This window comes from Kocuria sp., assembly GCF_030538595.1.
In the GTDB taxonomy this organism is placed as follows: Bacteria; Actinomycetota; Actinomycetes; order Actinomycetales; family Micrococcaceae; genus Kocuria.
This window is the reverse complement of the sequence record NZ_JAUNTS010000020.1, coordinates 1-15539: the sequence shown is the minus strand read 5'-3', so window position 1 is coordinate 15539 and position 15539 is coordinate 1. Positions and strand designations below refer to the sequence as shown.

At 62.7% G+C, this 15539-nt stretch carries 14 protein-coding genes; 9 read left to right on the top strand and 5 right to left on the bottom strand.

Annotated elements, in window-relative coordinates; genetic code table 11:
- The first annotated feature begins 196 nt into the window (after nt 1-196).
- Genes Q4G32_RS13400 through pknB form a run of 7 tightly spaced genes read left to right on the top strand, consistent with a single transcriptional unit; the run spans nt 197 to nt 10395 of the window.
- Nucleotides 197-1018: an FhaA domain-containing protein gene (locus Q4G32_RS13400; RefSeq protein ID WP_303352181.1), complete on the top strand. Its 822-nt coding sequence runs from the start codon at nt 197-199 to the stop codon at nt 1016-1018.
- Nucleotides 1019-1519 carry an FHA domain-containing protein FhaB/FipA gene (locus tag Q4G32_RS13395; RefSeq protein ID WP_303352179.1) on the top strand — a complete coding sequence of 167 codons (501 nt, stop codon included), beginning with the start codon at nt 1019-1021 and terminating at the stop codon, nt 1517-1519.
- 3 nt (nt 1520-1522) lie between these two features.
- Nucleotides 1523-3088 carry a PP2C family protein-serine/threonine phosphatase gene (locus Q4G32_RS13390; protein ID WP_303352177.1) on the top strand — a complete coding sequence of 522 codons (1566 nt, stop codon included), beginning with the start codon at nt 1523-1525 and terminating at the stop codon, nt 3086-3088.
- A complete protein-coding gene (locus tag Q4G32_RS13385) occupies nt 3088-4746 on the top strand; it encodes an FtsW/RodA/SpoVE family cell cycle protein (RefSeq protein WP_303352175.1) in 1659 nt (552 codons plus the stop codon). The genes Q4G32_RS13390 and Q4G32_RS13385 overlap by 1 nt, the downstream gene beginning before the upstream one ends.
- A complete protein-coding gene (locus tag Q4G32_RS13380; RefSeq protein WP_303352172.1) occupies nt 4743-6182 on the top strand; it encodes a peptidoglycan D,D-transpeptidase FtsI family protein in 1440 nt (479 codons plus the stop codon). Before Q4G32_RS13385 ends, Q4G32_RS13380 begins: the two co-directional genes overlap by 4 nt.
- Entirely contained in the window at nt 6179-8119 is a 1941-nt protein-coding gene (locus Q4G32_RS13375; RefSeq protein ID WP_303352170.1) for a protein kinase domain-containing protein, read from the top strand. Before Q4G32_RS13380 ends, Q4G32_RS13375 begins: the two co-directional genes overlap by 4 nt.
- A 2-nt stretch (nt 8120-8121) precedes the next feature.
- Entirely contained in the window at nt 8122-10395 is a 2274-nt protein-coding gene (gene pknB / locus Q4G32_RS13370) for a Stk1 family PASTA domain-containing Ser/Thr kinase (protein ID WP_303352168.1), read from the top strand.
- A gap of 70 nt (nt 10396-10465) precedes the next feature.
- Here the strand turns inward: pknB and Q4G32_RS13365 are convergent, their stop codons facing one another.
- Nucleotides 10466-11122 (bottom strand): anthranilate synthase component II, encoded by a 657-nt coding sequence (locus Q4G32_RS13365; RefSeq protein ID WP_303352213.1) that lies wholly within the window; start codon nt 11120-11122, stop codon nt 10466-10468.
- A gap of 212 nt (nt 11123-11334) precedes the next feature.
- Here Q4G32_RS13365 and Q4G32_RS13360 point away from each other — a divergent pair, with 212 nt between their 5' ends.
- Nucleotides 11335-11790 (top strand): cell division protein CrgA, encoded by a 456-nt coding sequence (locus tag Q4G32_RS13360; RefSeq protein ID WP_303352166.1) that lies wholly within the window; start codon nt 11335-11337, stop codon nt 11788-11790.
- Nucleotides 11787-11975 carry a hypothetical protein gene (locus Q4G32_RS13355; RefSeq protein WP_303352164.1) on the top strand — a complete coding sequence of 63 codons (189 nt, stop codon included), beginning with the start codon at nt 11787-11789 and terminating at the stop codon, nt 11973-11975. Before Q4G32_RS13360 ends, Q4G32_RS13355 begins: the two co-directional genes overlap by 4 nt.
- Nucleotides 11976-11988: 13 nt before the next feature.
- Here Q4G32_RS13355 and Q4G32_RS13350 read toward each other — a convergent pair whose 3' ends face one another.
- From Q4G32_RS13350 to Q4G32_RS13335, 4 genes are all read right to left on the bottom strand, one after another.
- Entirely contained in the window at nt 11989-12537 is a 549-nt protein-coding gene (locus tag Q4G32_RS13350) for a YceI family protein (RefSeq protein WP_303352162.1), read from the bottom strand.
- 420 nt (nt 12538-12957) lie between these two features.
- Nucleotides 12958-13575, bottom strand: coding sequence for a flavin reductase family protein (locus Q4G32_RS13345; RefSeq protein WP_303352161.1), 618 nt, complete (start codon nt 13573-13575; stop codon nt 12958-12960).
- Nucleotides 13576-13994: 419 nt separating this feature from the next.
- Nucleotides 13995-14576, bottom strand: a complete 582-nt coding sequence (locus Q4G32_RS13340; protein ID WP_303352160.1) for a flavin reductase family protein — start codon at nt 14574-14576, stop codon at nt 13995-13997.
- Nucleotides 14569-15303, bottom strand: a complete 735-nt coding sequence (locus Q4G32_RS13335; RefSeq protein WP_303352158.1) for an alpha-ketoglutarate-dependent dioxygenase AlkB family protein — start codon at nt 15301-15303, stop codon at nt 14569-14571. The genes Q4G32_RS13340 and Q4G32_RS13335 overlap by 8 nt, the downstream gene beginning before the upstream one ends.
- Nucleotides 15304-15539 lie beyond the last annotated feature (236 nt).

Below are 15539 nucleotides of genomic sequence, written 5' to 3'. Positions count from 1 at the left end.
GTCATTGTGGGCATACGTTGCGCCATCTCTCAGAGAAGGCAACAGCCATTGCGTCTACTATCCTTGGAGCAAACCGAGACCAGATGATCCTGGTCCGTGGATATATGGCGGCTGCGGCAGCCCCCCGAACTCGCAGGAGTTGGGTGCCGCAGCACCATGATCCGGACATCAGACGGACCGAGTGGAAGGAGGGCACGTGGGTTTCTTGGACAACCTGGAGCGCGGTATCGAACGCGCTGTACGCACGGCCTTCGCCACCGGTTCCCGCAAACGGATTGAGGCCGTGGAGATCGCCAGCGCGCTGCGCCGGGAGCTCGATGAGCACTCGTTCACCATTTCTGCCGGGCGCACCATGGCACCCAACGTGTTCGTCGTCGAATTTGCGGATGAAGATTTTGGCCAGGCCCAGGAGTGGGGCCAACCGTTGGCGGAAGAACTGTGTGAGGTTGTCATCCGCCACGCCCGCTCGCAGACCTACACCCTGCAAGGTGCAGTTCGGGTCTCCTTCACCCGCAATCCGGAGGTTGAGCGCGGGCAGTTCGTGATCAATTCTTCTGCCGCGCGGATGGGGATGGAGACTCCGGGAGCTCAGGACAGTGTCCACGGTCCCGACCATGGCGCTTATGCCCCCAGCCGTGAGCCCGCTTATGCCCAGCAGGGGGCTGCTGCACGCCAAGAACGTCACGATGACTGGGGCGGTTTGGACACCACCCCGCAGCATTGGGTTCCCGTGTTGGAGATCAACGGGCGCCGCTTGGCCGTAGAAGCTGACTCCGTTGTGCTGGGACGCTCGGTGGAGGCGGACGTGACCATCTCCGACACCGGGGTTTCCCGTCGCCACCTGGAGATTCGCCATATGGGTGATCATTGGATTGCTGTTGACCTGGGTTCCACCAACGGCTCCCACGTGGATGGTGAACGCCTGCAGGGCCGTGCTGAACTGGTCAATGGCTCCGTGATCACCATGGGCCGCAGCCGGATTGTCTTCCGGCTGGTGGCACCGAGGAGGAACCACTGAATGTCTGAACTGACCGTGACCCTCCTGCGCTTCGGGTTCTTGGCCCTGCTCTGGGTATTTGTGGTGGCCATTGTGTTGTCTCAGGGACGGGACTTGGCCATTGATCGGCGTCGTCGTGGGTCGAAGGCCGGGCGCAACAGCAGCGCGCGTGCCCAGACCGGCACCCCGCAGGGTGCTCAGGCGCCGCCGCCCGCTCAGGCACCGCGGCAATTGCCGCAGACTTTGGTGGTGTTGCAAGGCCCTACCAGTGGCCGCACCTACCAGTTGGGTTCCGCCCCCGTGTTGATGGGCCGGTCCCCGGAATCCACCGTGCCGCTGGAAGACGATTACGCCTCCGGCCGTCACGCTCGCCTGTTCCCGCAAGGTTCCCGCTGGTTCCTGGAGGATCTGGGCTCCACCAACGGCACCTACGTCAATGAGCAGCGCTTGACGCGCGCCGTTGCCGTGGAAGCTGGACAACCGTTCCGTGTGGGCAAGTCCATCCTGGAACTGAGGTCCTGATACATGGCGTTGGTTTTCCGGTTTGCCGCCCGTTCCGACGTAGGCCGAGTTCGTTCCAAGAACGATGACTCCGCCTACGCGGGGCATCACCTTGCCGTGGTTGCCGATGGCATGGGTGGTCACGTGGGTGGCGACGTCGCCTCCGCCTCCGCGGTGATCGACCTCACCCACCTGGACCGGGACGGCTACGACGGCGATGCCACCACGGTGCTGGCCGATGAGATCCAGAACGCCAACCAGAATCTGGCGGATCTGGTCAAGCAGCACCCCCGGTTGGGCGGTATGGGCACCACGGTGACCTCCGTGATCATCGACCAGGACAACATCTCCCTGTGCCACATCGGTGACTCCCGGGCCTATCGGCTGCGTCAGGGTGAGCTGCACCAGATCACCACGGATCACACCTTTGTGCAGCGCCTGATTGACGAAGGCAGGCTGCGCCCGGAAGAGGCCGAAACTCATCCTCACCGCAACGTCCTCATGCGAGTGCTGGGGGACGTGGATGCTTCCCCGGAACTGGAATCTGAGCTGATTCCGGCCTTCCCCGGTGAGCGGTGGCTGCTGTGCTCCGATGGCCTCAATGCCGTGGTGCGCCCGGAGAGCATCCAGCAGGTGCTCAGTTCAGATGCCGAACTGGATGTGATTGCCCAGACCTTGGTGGATCTCACCTTGGAGCGTGGGGCTCCGGACAACGTGACCGTGGTGGTTTTGGAAGTTGTGGATGCGGCTGACTTGCCGTCTCTGGGCGCCCCCGTCAGCGGCGCGTTGCCCGATCCGGAGGGAACACTGACCTCCGATCAGATCGCAGACCGCGCACTTCCGCCTGCGGATCATTCCACCGGAGCCCATCATCTTCCGTGGGCGCAACCAGCCGGCAGCCAGGACAGCACGGAAAACTCCCAGAACCTCACCGAGGATGAGGCCCTGGCTGAGTCAACACCGTCGTCGGCGGCTGCACTGCGGCAAGGTTTGGATGAGCACCCCCACGTGCTGGTGGGTGCCGCTGCCAATGCCACTCAGACCGGGCGAATCCCCACCGTGAGTGATTCCGCCATGGCCCGCCGTGCCACTTTGCTGCGCACCAACGCAGCGGAGCATCTGGCGGACATTTCGGAGGTCGATCAAGCTCTGGCGGCTCGCGGCCCGCGACGTACAGGTCGAATGGTCGCGGCAACGGTTTCCCTGCTTCTGGTGGTGGTTCTGGCGGTGGCAGCTTTCGGTGCCAGCAACTGGATTCAGGGCCGCTACTACGTGGGTGTTTCAGAAGGCCGGGTGGCCATTTACAACGGCGTCTCCCAGAGCCTTGGACCCATTCAGCTCTCCACGGTGGAGGACACCTCGGACATTGAGGTGGATGAGCTGTCTCCATACTCCCGCTCCCGGGTGGAAAGCACCATTGTGGCCGATGACCTCCAGCACGCCCAGAGCATTGTGGCTGGTCTACGTGCAGATGAGGACCAGCCACAGGACCCCAGCGCCTCCCCCAGCCCACAGGATTCCGGTACGGTCAATTTCCCCGGCGGCAATACCGCCACACCGGCCGCATCACCGCAGGCGGGTGATCAGTGATGACCACACCTGCTGCACGCACTGCACCGCAAGCCACGCCTGACCAGACCCCCACCGCCCCCGTCGCCAACGGCGGCGCGGCATCGGCACCTGTTGCCCAGCAACGACGACGCCGCCTGACGGAACTTCTGCTCCTGATCCTGGCCTGGACCATTGGCATCGGTGCCAACATCCTGGTGGACCCCGCCCAAGCGGCTGCAGAACCAGCTCACATCTACCGGGCAGCCGCCGTGCTGATCGGCGGAGGCCTGGTCATCCACGCCGCCCTGTGGTTCCGAGCGCGCTACGCAGATCCTTACATCCTGCCCATCGTGATAGCCCTCAACGGCTTGGGCATTGCCATGATCCATCGCATTGACCTGTTGATGGACTCCACGGCAGGTACCAATCAGGTGCTGTGGACGGGGATCGGTGTGCTGGCAGCCGCTCTGGTCCTGATTTTCCTGCGGGACCACCGGAGGCTGCGTCGATTCACCTACATCTCCCTGGTGGCCTCCGCCGTGCTGTTGATCCTTCCGCTGCTGCCGGGTCTGGGCACGGAGATCAATGGTGCTCGCATCTGGATCTCCATTGGTGGCCGCACCTTCCAGCCGGGTGAAATCGCCAAGATCACCCTGGCCATCTTCTTTGCCGGTTATCTCTCCACCAACCGGGACGTGATCCTGCTGGCAGGGCCCAAGATCGGGCCCGTGCGACTGCCGCGGTTCCGGGATCTGGCCCCCATGTTTGCCGCGTGGCTGGTGTCCATCGGGGTGTTGGTCTTCCAGCGAGACCTGGGTACCGCCATCCTGTTCTTCGGCCTGTTCGTGGCCATGATCTACCTTGCCACCGGCCGCTTGAGCTGGATTGTTCTGGGATTGATCTTTGTGGCCATCGGTGGTGTGGTGGCGTCCCAGACGTTCGGGCACGTGGCCGCGCGGCTTGATGCCTGGTGGCATGCCTTTGATCCCGCCATCTACGACGCACCCATCGGTGGTTCCCGCCAGATTGTGCAGGGCATCTTTGGCATGGCCTCCGGCGGACTGTTCGGGCAGGGGCTTGGGCAGGGGCGCCCTGATCTGGTCTCCTACTCCAACTCGGACATGATCATCACGGCCTTTGGTGAAGAACTCGGCTTGATCGGCTTGGCGGCCATCTTGATGATGTTCTTCCTGCTGATTTCCCGCGGTTTCCGCGCTGCCTTGGGCACCCCGGATGGATTTGGCAAGCTGCTGGCCGGTGGCTTGGCCTCCATCATGGTCATCCAGCTGTTTGTGGTGATTGGCGGAGTGACCCGAGTGATTCCGCTGACCGGTTTGACCACCCCCTTCATGTCAGCCGGTGGTTCCTCCCTGCTCTCCAACTGGATTGTGGCGGCACTGCTGCTGGCAATCTCCCATTCGGCCAGACGCCCTGTGATTATGGGGCCGGCAAGTGATGAGGACATTGCGGAGTTCCAAGCTCACGAACGCGAAGAGCAAGAGCGGGCTGAACTCTACGAAAACGAACGCGCGGAACGGGCCGATCGTCGTCGTCAACGTCAAGAGGCGGCCAAGCGGGAACGCGCAGCGGCAAAGGACCAGCGGGATGCGGGGCAGAGCCAAGGCCAGGCACAGCAGACCCAGACCACACCCGCACCGCAGGGGGATGCCAAACAGAAATCGGGAGGAGCGTCATGAATCGTGCCATTCGCCATGTGTGGCTTGCAGCCGTAGCGATCTTTGCGGTTCTACTGCTGGCGTTGACTTCCATCATGTTCTTCCAGCAGCGTTCACTGGCTGCCGATCCCTGGAACACCCGCAGCCTCTACCAGCAGTTCGGGAAGGACCGCGGCCCCATTCTGGCCGGTGGACAGGAAGTGGCCCGCTCAGTCCCCACCGATGGTGACTACGCCTATCAACGCGAGTACACCGACGGTGAGGTCTACGCCCCACTGACCGGTTACTTCTCCCCCATCTACGGGGCCACCGGCCTGGAGAACGCCATGGGCGAACAGCTCTCCGGGGATTCGGACAGCCAGTTCTATGACCGCGTGGTGGCAACGCTGTCCGGCAATCAGCCGTCCGGAGCCTCCGTGGAAATGACCGTGGATCCCCAGTTGCAGGAGTTGGCGTACTCACTGCTCAACGGGCGCAAGGGTTCAATCGTGGCGTTGGAGCCATCCACGGGCCGCATCCTGGCCATGGTCTCCTCCCCTTCCTATGACCCCAACCTTTTGGCCTCCCATGACTCCGCGGGGGTCATTGAGGCCAGTCAACGGCTCAATGCAGATGTAAACCAGCCCATGAGCAACCGGGCCATTGCCGGCAACCTGTACTCCCCGGGGTCCACGTTCAAGATTGTTGACCTGGTGGCCGCGCTGGAGTCCGGGGACTACACCACGGACAGCACCATCCCCAACCCCCAGAATCTGCAGCTGCCCAACACCTCCACCACATTGCCCAACTACGTGGGTGGCAACTGTGCTTCCCGCACGGAGGCGGATCTGGAGTTCGCCTTCAACAACTCCTGCAACACCCCGTTTGCGCAGATCGCCATGGACCTGGGCCAGGACCGGATCCGTCAAACTGCCGAGAACTTTGGGTACGGCCAAGACTTGAGCATTCCCTTGACCGTCACCCCGTCTACCTTCCCCACTGATCTTGACGACGCCAGCCTGGCCATGTCCGCCATTGGCCAGTACGACGTTCGTTCCACGCCCCTGCAGGTGGCCATGATTTCCTCCGCTATCGCCAACGACGGCGTCTTGATGCGTCCGCAGTTGATCCAAGAGGTCCGTTCCTCTGACCTGTCCGTGATCGACTCGTTCCGGGCCCAGCAGATGCAACGCTCCACCTCAGCTGATGTGGCCAATACGGTGACCGATCTGATGGTCAGTTCCGTGGACAACGGGATAGCCCGGGGTGCGCAGGTGCCCGGTTACTCCGTGGCCGGTAAGACCGGCACGGCTGAGATCGGGGCCTCCGGCACCAGCTCGTCCTGGTTCACGGGCTTTGCCCCCGCGGACAACCCGCAGGTGGCCGTGGCCGTGGTTTACGACGACATCCCCGCCGGGCAGTCCTCAGATGCCACAGCCAATGCCCAGCAAATGTTTGAGGCGGTGTTGAACGGATGAGGCCATCGTCAAAGACCGTGTTGGGCGGCCGCTACGCCCTGACCGAGCGCATTGCCATCGGTGGCATGGGAGAGGTGTGGAAGGCCAAGGACAAAGTTCTGGGCCGTACCGTGGCCGTGAAAATCCTCAAGGAGGAGTACACGGGTGACCCCACCTTCCTCCAACGTTTCCGTGCGGAGGCCCGGCACACTGCGCTGTTGAACCACCCCGGCGTGGCCAATGTGTACGACTACGGCGAAGACGATGGCTCCGCCTATCTGGTCATGGAGTTGGTTCCCGGTGAGCCGCTGTCCAACATCATTGACCGGGACCGCACACTGCCCGTGGACGATGTGCTCAACTACATCGGGCAGACCGCACGTGCACTGGCCGCTGCCCACGCCCAAGGTCTGGTGCACCGGGATGTGAAACCCGGCAACTTGATGATCACTCCAGAGAAGCGGGTCAAGGTCACGGACTTTGGCATTGCCCGGGTGGCTGATCAGGTTCCGCTGACTGCCACGGGCCAGGTCATGGGCACGGCCCAGTACCTGGCGCCCGAGCAGGCCACGGGGCAGACTGCCACGGGCTCTTCAGACATCTACTCGCTGGGCATCATCGGATATGAGTGCTTGGCCGGGCGGCGTCCATTCACCGGCGAATCTCAGATCGCCATTGCCCTGGCCCAGGTCAACGATCCCCCACCGCCCCTGCCCGATTCCGTGCCGGAGGGCGCCAGGGCCTTGATCATATCCATGCTGGCCAAGGACCCCGCTGAACGGCCATCCACCGCCGGAGCCCTGGCCAGTGCCGTGGATTCGATTCGCCGTGGTGACTTGGCTGCGGCTGCCCATGCGGTGCCCGGCATGGGTCAGTTCATGGACCTGGGAGATGCCCCCACCCAGGCGATCACCACCGGTCAGGACGACACCCGTATTTCCACTCGGGTGACTGGTGCCGACGCGCTGGGGGCCACGGGCACCGCAGGTGCCGGGGCTGCCGCTGCGGGGGCTTCCGGCCACAACGCAGGTAGTGCTTCCACCGCTGAGATGGCTATTGCGCGGGAGCAGGATTTCGGCAACTCGGCCTCCCAAGCTGCAGCCGGAGCACCGGTCACCAAAAGCCCCACTCCCGGCAGTGGCGGCCCTGCACATCCCGGTGCCGGACAAGACGGAGGCAACGACGACGACGCGGAGGGGTCACGGCGCAAACTGTGGCCTGCGATCGCCGTGGGCGTGGTGATCACAGCCTTGATCCTGGCCGTCATTCTCCTTGCCTTCCAGAACTTTGGGTCTGCCGGTGAATCCTCTCCGCGCGGCACGGTCTCCACTGCCACGGCGGAGTCCACCGTCACTGATGCCCCGGCCACGGTCACCATCAATGCGCAGGACTACATTGGACGCAATGTGGACACCGTGGTCAGCGAACTCAATGCCTTGGGCTTGGATGTTCGGGTGGTGGGCCAAGCAGACCAGAATGCTCCCGTCGATCAGGTCACGGATGTGTCCCCCACGGGTACCTTGAACAGCGGTGAGACCATCACGGTCACCCATTCCACCGGCCCGGGAACCGTGACCCTGCCTGATGACATGGTGGGACGCCAGCTGCAGTCGGTGATTGATGAAGTCACACCGCTGGGTGTGAACATTGATGTCTACTACGACAACTCCTCTTCTGAAGACCCCGGCACGGTGACCGGTTCCAGCCCGCAGGAAGGATCTGATGTGGAGGTTGGCTCCACGATTGATCTGGACGTGGTGCCCAGCGCCTCACCGCAGCCCACGCAGACGAACACCAGCTCCAACACCAATTCACAGTCCACGTCTTCCCCGAGTCCAGCAGCCACGCAGACAGCTGGGACCGATACCGGGGCAGCCCCATCCAATCCGACTAACCTTGCGGCCCCGGCTGATGCCCCTACATCCGCCGCGGACAGTGCACTCACCACGGAAGGCTGACCATGGCTCAGTCACCTGTCCCATCAGTGATCAACAACCGGTATGAAGTCGAGGAGACCATTGGACGCGGTGGCATGGCCACCGTCTACGTGGCCACGGACCGGCGGCTGGGCCGCAAGGTTGCCATCAAGGTGCTCAAACCTGAGTTGGCTCGGGACGAATCCTTCCAAGAGCGTTTTCAGCGGGAGGCCGAGGCTGTTGCGGGGCTGAACCATCACACCATCACGTCCGTGTACGACACCGGCGAAATTGCTCCGCAGCAACCCTCTGATGTTGCCTGTCCCTACATCGTGATGGAGTACGTGCCCGGCCGGACGCTGCGGGATCTGATTCGCTCTGGTGAGCTCTCCCCCCGCGAATCCGTGGATGCCATGCTGGGCATTTTGGATGCCCTGGCCTACAGCCACCTCTCCGGGATCGTTCACCGGGACATCAAACCGGCCAACGTGGTGATCACTCCTGACGGGCGAGTCAAGGTCATGGACTTTGGCATTGCACGCGCCGTGGAGGACACCCAAGCTGCCTTGACACAAACCCAGGCGGTTCTGGGCACCGCACAGTACCTGTCCCCCGAACAGGCACGCGGTGAAAATGTGGACGCCCGCTCAGACCTGTACTCAGCCGCCTGCGTGTTCTTTGAAATGCTCACGGGCCGCGCCCCATTCGTGGGTGAAGCCTCCGTGGACATCGCGGCCCAGCATGTGCGTGACGCTCCCCCGGCGCCCTCTGAGCTGACACCGCGGCTGCACTCCGTTTTTGACGACTTCTGCGCCAAAGGCTTGGCCAAAGCGCGGGATGACCGTTTCCAGTCCGCTCAGGAGATGCAGGAGGCTTTGACGCCGCTGCGCGAGCACGCGGACGTGGATGCCACCACCATCATCGCCGCACCGGCCGTGAGCAGTGACAACACGGACGACGACGCCACCCGCACCAATGCTCCGGTGTTTCCCATCGCTGCTGCTGGCGCTGCCGGAGCTGCGGCTGCCGCAGGGGCCAGTGCTGCCGGCGGGTCTGGCGGCGCTGGTGCTGCCGGCGGTGCTGGTGCAGCAGCCAGCGCCGAAGGACCTTCCGGCACTTCAGCGGGCAATTCTGCAGCCAGCCCCGGCCAAGATTCCTTGTTCGCCCCTCCGGGAGGCGAAGATGTGGCCCCGGTGGGTGCTCGCACTGAGAATGAACGTGATTCGGAGAACCGGCGGCGCAAGACACGCATGTGGTTGCTCCCGCTGCTGCTCCTGGTCTTGATCGGTGGCGGCATTGCGGCAGCCACCATGCTGCTGCGCGGACCCGCGGAGGTCACCGTTCCAGATGTGGTGGGAATGTCCCAGGAGGATGCAGAAGCCGAACTGGAGAACCTGGGGCTTGTCACGGAAGTGACCCGTGAGAACAGCGATGGAGTGGATCAGGACCGCGTGATCTCCGCTGACCCAGGGAGTGGGAGTGATGTTGAAGTTGGTTCCACCGTCACGCTGACAGTTTCGGACGGTTCGGAGAAGGTGACCGTTCCCCAAGATCTGACGGGGCAGTCGGAAGTGTATGCCCGTGAGATGGTGGGCAACGCGGGGCTGAACGTCTCCGGTACGCGCAGCGTCAACCACCCCACCATCTCCACCGGGCTGGTGATCGGCACCGACCCTGAAGGTGGTTCGGAAGTGGACCGGGACAGCGATGTTGAGTTGATCCTCTCCACCGGCCAGGTCACTGTTCCTGATGTGGTGGGAATGTCACGCGGCGACGCCGTGGCGGCCATCGAAGGCGGAGATGTCCAGCTACCTGTTGAGGTGGCCACGGAGTCAACATCCTCCTCCCCTGCCGGCACGGTCTTGCGCCAGTCCACCCCTGGCGGCACGGATGTGAGTCAAGGGACCACCATCACCATCACGGTGGCCGCCGCCCCTGAGCAGACGCAGGCTCCGGCCCCCACACGGACCAGCAGCCCCACCTCATCACCCTCGCCTTCTGAGGAACCGACCCAGGAGCCCAGCGAGGAAGCCACGGAAGACCCCAGTGATGAGCCCTCCGAAGAACCCGCGGAGAACAGCCCAGAGCCCACCCAGGCCAGCAGCACCAGTAATTCCGGCAGCAATGGCTCCACCTCCGGCAGCAGTTCAAACGGCACCTCCAACAGTGCCGAGGCTGCCGGCTCCGCCGCCAACGGCTCCGGTTCAAGTGGTGGGTCGGGCTCCAGCGGCAGCTCCGGTAGTGGTTCCGGCTCCAACACCGGTTCAGGTTCCAACGGCAGTTCAAGGTCGAGCTCGAACTCAGATTCCGCGTCCTGAGGAATCTGAGCAGGTAAAAAGCCTGCCGTTCCAGATCTGGGGCGGCAGGCTTTTTGGTGTACTGCCCGGGTCAGTTCTTGATCAGCGGCGAAAGTTCGGCGGAGGCTGCAGCGGCCCCCTGCAAACCGCACACCTCCAACCAGTTGCCCAGCATCCGGTAACCGCCCTGGGTGAGCACCGACTCCGGATGGAACTGCACTCCGTACAGGGGCGCGTGTTTGTGGCTCAACCCCATCACCACGCCGTCGTCGGTCTGTGCGGTCACTTCCAAGCACTCCGGTACGGTGCTGGGCACCACGCTGAGCGAGTGGTAGCGCGTTGCGGTGAACGGTGAGGCCACACCCCGGAACAGGCCGCTGTCCCCGTGGCGCACCTCAGAAGTCTTGCCGTGCATCAACTGCACCGCGTGCGCCACCGTTCCTCCGTAAATTTCCGCCAACGTCTGGTGCCCCAAGCACACACCCAGCAGCGGCTTGTTGGTTTGCTCGGCGTGCAAGATCAGGGGGCCACACACACCGGAATCGGCGGGGGCACCGGGGCCAGGTGAGAGCAAAACACCTTGATGCTCATCAGCCATGAGGCAAGCCGTGGCTGCATCCACCTGGTCATTGCGGATCACGGTGGTTTCTGCGCCCAGCTCTTCCAGATACCCCACCAGCGTGTAGACAAAGCTGTCATAGTTGTCCACCACCAGGACCTTGACGGTCACATCTGCCTCCCGGGCCATCTGTCTCTCATTCAAACTCACCGCTGAGATTTCACAGCTCCCCAAGCCTACTGCCGGCAGCACCTGGCCACCCAGTTGATGGTGTGTACGGTCTCCTCGACCTGTAACCCGGCACAAGGAACTGTGGCGGTAGGATGGGGGCGCCGTCGTCGTCCATCCAGGACCAATCTCCCGTGGATCGGCGAGTACCCATGTCCAGGAGGAAGCCCGTAGTGTCCGAGTCCAAGAAGCGCCTGATCGGGCGCAAGCGCACCGTGGTCGAGGATCCGGCGCCCGCTGCGTCGGTGGACGATGAACTCACCCGCCTGGCTGTTGAAGCCCTCCCGGAACGACGCCGCAAGGAGTGGGAACGCTCCCAGCGGGCCAACGGCAAGAACGCCGTGGGAAGGGTTGAGGATTCCGAGTCCCCTGACTCCCGGGAAGATACCGCGGAAGACGTTGCTGAAGAGATCTCCCGCGGAGTGCGCAGCACCGCCCCGGATGCAGATCAGACTCCCACCTGGTACAAGATCATCATGTTCGGGCTGATCGTGATCGGTCTGCTGTGGTTGATCGTCTGGTACCTGATGGATTATTCATGGCCCATCCCAGCCATCGGCTACGGCAACGTGGGGATTGGCGTGGGTCTGATGATGATTGGGCTGGTCATGACCACGAGGTGGCGTTGAGCACCCCACCCAGCCAGGAGCGCCCCGATCCTCTCAAAGATGAAATCGCCAAGGACCGGGAACATGCCAAAAAACCAGGTCGGCGCAAGCTGAGCCCCGCTGTCACGGAGGTTCGCCTGCGCCGCCTGGTCTTGGTCTTACTGGTGTTGATTCCCTTGATCTGGTGGCTCACCCGGTTGGTGTGAACCACCAGCGGCATCAGGCCTGGGGAGCCACGAAGGCTGCGTCCAGGTTGATCACAACCTTGTCCGAAACCAGCACACCGCCGGCCTCGATGGCAGCGTTCCAGGTCAAGCCGAACTCCTTGCGGGAGATGGTGGTCTTGGCCTCAAAACCCGCACGGGTCATGCCGAAAGCATCCACGACCACGCCGTTGAACTCAGTGTCCAGCTCAACGGTCTTGGTGATGCCCTTGATGGTCAGTTCACCCGTGATGGTGCCTTCCCCGTCGGCAAGGTCAAAGCTGGTGGAGGTGAAGGTCATGGTGGGGAACTTCTCCACGTCAAAGAAGTCCTCGCCACGCACGTGAGCGTCACGGTCAGCGTTGCCGGTGTTCACGGAGCCCGTCTGGATGGTGGCAGAAATGGTGGAATCGGCAATCTGCTCGGCAACATCCAGGGTGGCCTCTGCCTGTTCAAACGTGCCGTGGACCTTGGAGATACCGGCGTGCCGGACGGTGAAGCCAACCTCGGAGTGGGCGGGGTCAAAGCTCCAGGTGCCGGGGACAAGACGCTCGAACGTGCTCATGATGGGTTCCTCCTTGTGAAACCTTCAAGTAGTTGATGTGTCACTAACATTAGGACGAGTTAGGTGATGCGTCAACTAAACATGTCCTTGCGTGACATGATGCTGGTCACCTGGGTCCGGTGGATGAGAGTGATGCCTGGGGGCGGTGCGACATGACGCAGCGGCACGCGCCTGCTGGTGTGCGCCGTCGTATGGCACTCCTGGCGCATGCCGGCATGTGGCACGCCGCCATTTGCGAGGCGGTGACACCTTGCGGTGGTTGCCGTGCGCCGTCGTGTGGCACCCCCCACTCCCGGGGCAGAGGCCTCTTGCGTTGCCGCTGTGCGGCACGCCGCTACTTGCGGGGCGACGACATCTTGCGGTAGCTGCCGTGTGACCCTCCCCTACTTCCCAGGCAGAGGCCTCTTGCTGTGGCGCCGGTTAGATCTGGTAATCCACCACGGAGCGCGGCGACAAGCTGTGGAACTGCCGCCGGTGATAAACCATGGGGGCCCCGTTTGACTCAGTGCCCAGAATCTCCACCACTCCGGCGTTGAACACCAAGGCAGGGCCGGCTTGGATACGAGCCAACGGGTGAACCCGCATCACCCTGCCCACGCCCTTCAACAGTGGCTCCCCCGTGGGGAGCCACTCCCAATCCATGGCATCCCCAAAACGTGGAGCACCGTGCGTTGCAAAAGCTTGCGCCAATCCAATGTTGGGAGCATCCAGGAGGTGAACCAGCAGCGAATCCGCCTGGGCAACCAGCAGCCCGGACCCGCTGCGCGCATGGAGAGAAAAGCCGATGATCGGCGGCTCAGCAGACACTGATGACACCGAAGACACCGTGAGCCCCACGGGACCATTGGGTCCCTTGGCGGTAATTACAGCAATACCCGCGGGATGATCGCCAAAAACCGCGCTGAACTCGGTCTTCCGAACGCCCACATCCCCTAGATCGCCGGCAGGAACAACATAGTCCGCCACCGGACCCGATTGACCTGTGCGGCTGGCGGCACTGGTGCTCTCTGGCTCAGCGGACTGATTGGATGCGGTCATCTTTCCCTCTTTCAGCAAACTCGCCACCCGCTGGGGATGGCGCGCTGGGGCCGCGGTATGAACCAGCAGGCCAGTGTGTTGAACTCGTGCTCCCCAGTGTGACAATCGAGGGCCCAACGTGTCGAACCGCAGTTCACACGGTGACTCGGAGGCAACGTCGTGCTGAATGGGCCGCCGGTACCGGGTTTGGTGGTATCAGTGTTGGTGGTACCGGCTGTGGCGGTACCACCACTGGCAGTGCCGCTATTGGCAGAACTTGAGTGCCGGGATTGACGGCATCGGAGCGGTACCAGGGTTCGCAACACCAGGTGCCCGACTGCTCACGGCGGCGCGGTTCCGGACTCGCCACGACGGACGGGCAAGCGCGTGCAGGCCAGGTGTGCGCAGACCCTCACCTCCTGCTTTGGCTGCACTTCCGTTCATGCCAGTTCGTGAAAATCCCGCGCCCAGTGAATCAATGGTCGGGCAAAGTCAGCATGGCTGGCATGGACTCCGCGGCCCATACTGGTCACCTCACCCACCACAATTCTGTGTGTGGCGGCTGCGTGGATCGCTCGGGTTTCCACGTGGAACCACGCCAAGCTGTCCGATATGACAATCGGCCCCTGTTCCCCCGGTCTGTCCTGGTCGCTGAGGCGCTGATAGGCCACATTGGTCAAGAGCCCTTCCACCGGATTACCGGGCGAGGCCAACCACGTGGCCAACCCCTGCTGCTCGGAGTTCAAGACTGACAACGTCCAACTGCCGGAGGCTTCAACCGCTTCACAGATTCTGGCTTCCTCAAACAAGCTGACAGCCAGTGTGGGCGGGTCCCATGAGACGTCCAGCCAGCCCGTTACGGTCACGGCATGATCCCGGTTGCGGTGCCTTGCGGCCACCACAGCCACGCCGGAAGCCAACTCTGCCGCCAGCACCCGATATGTATCCGCAAATCTTTCTGTTCCTGGCTCCACATTGACCAGCCCGTAGGAAGCCTTCCGACCATCGCTTGGCTCAACCATGACTGCGAATCCTCCGCAACGTGATGTTGAGACGCCCACCGTGGCGCATCCCCAAGGCAGGGCTCCCAGTCCCCGCACGCACAGCAGGCACGCCGTGGTAAGCCCAGCGTGACTCCCTACCGAAAACAAATAGGTCACCACTACGCAGTTCAATGTCTTGATAAGGCTGTCCGCGATTTTCACAGCCACCCAATCTGAAGACACACGTATCACCCAATGAAATCGACACTATGGGATCATCGCCCGTTTCATCCAAATCTTGGTGCATACCCATATGCGCATTCGCATCATAAAAATTGATCAAAGCCGTGGTGGGGTGAAACGTGGATGCCTCTGGGGAATCAGAACCGTAGGCCTCCCGAATGGCGTGCCTTCCCAAGGTGACAAGTTCTGGTGGCAAGTCATGCGCCGGCGTGGATTCAGTCGCCGTGGCGCCTCCGCCAAAAGCAATGCCGGTCCGTTGCCCGGACTCAAACCATGACCGCGACCAAGAATGACCCAGCACCATTGACTGTGCGGACATCACTCCGCCACCCGGAAGTCGCCGGTGCCGCAGCTTGTCCGGGCCAACAACCCATGTCCGGCACAAAGCGACCAGTTGGACTTGCTGCTCCAAGGACAGCCAATCGGGGACGTGGACAGCACCGGAGGCCACTTCACTCCGGTTCCGGTCCAAAACAAACAGTTCAGGACCTCCCGGTCCACGCAATGCACTGGGACGGCGCATCAGATTCACTCCAACCACGTGAGTCGACAATCCCCGCCGAACCATGATCATGGACACCGGGCCCTGCAGGTCTGTCCAGCGTACCCACACCGTCAGACATCACTAACCCAGCCAACAACCCCGGGCAACCCGGGCAACCCGCACAAACACAAAGAAAAAGGGGGGCCAGTCAAACGACTAGCCCCCCTCCAGGGTGTGGTTTGCGGCGGTGTCTTACTCTCCCACACCCTCACGAG

What these genes read in the sequence shown, in the direction of transcription:
- Q4G32_RS13350 (WP_303352162.1), bottom strand. Translation starts at nt 12,537, where the DNA reads ATGAGCACGTTCGAGCGTCTTGTCCCCGGCACCTGGAGCTTTGACCCC.
- Q4G32_RS13390 (WP_303352177.1), top strand. Translation starts at nt 1,523, where the DNA reads ATGGCGTTGGTTTTCCGGTTTGCCGCCCGTTCCGACGTAGGCCGAGTT.
- Q4G32_RS13375 (WP_303352170.1), top strand. Translation starts at nt 6,179, where the DNA reads ATGAGGCCATCGTCAAAGACCGTGTTGGGCGGCCGCTACGCCCTGACC.
- Q4G32_RS13385 (WP_303352175.1), top strand. Translation starts at nt 3,088, where the DNA reads ATGACCACACCTGCTGCACGCACTGCACCGCAAGCCACGCCTGACCAG.
- pknB (WP_303352168.1), top strand. Translation starts at nt 8,122, where the DNA reads ATGGCTCAGTCACCTGTCCCATCAGTGATCAACAACCGGTATGAAGTC.
- Q4G32_RS13335 (WP_303352158.1), bottom strand. Translation starts at nt 15,303, where the DNA reads ATGCGCCGTCCCAGTGCATTGCGTGGACCGGGAGGTCCTGAACTGTTT.
- Q4G32_RS13395 (WP_303352179.1), top strand. Translation starts at nt 1,019, where the DNA reads ATGTCTGAACTGACCGTGACCCTCCTGCGCTTCGGGTTCTTGGCCCTG.
- Q4G32_RS13365 (WP_303352213.1), bottom strand. Translation starts at nt 11,122, where the DNA reads ATGGCCCGGGAGGCAGATGTGACCGTCAAGGTCCTGGTGGTGGACAAC.
- Q4G32_RS13380 (WP_303352172.1), top strand. Translation starts at nt 4,743, where the DNA reads ATGAATCGTGCCATTCGCCATGTGTGGCTTGCAGCCGTAGCGATCTTT.
- Q4G32_RS13345 (WP_303352161.1), bottom strand. Translation starts at nt 13,575, where the DNA reads ATGACCGCATCCAATCAGTCCGCTGAGCCAGAGAGCACCAGTGCCGCC.
- Q4G32_RS13340 (WP_303352160.1), bottom strand. Translation starts at nt 14,576, where the DNA reads ATGGTTGAGCCAAGCGATGGTCGGAAGGCTTCCTACGGGCTGGTCAAT.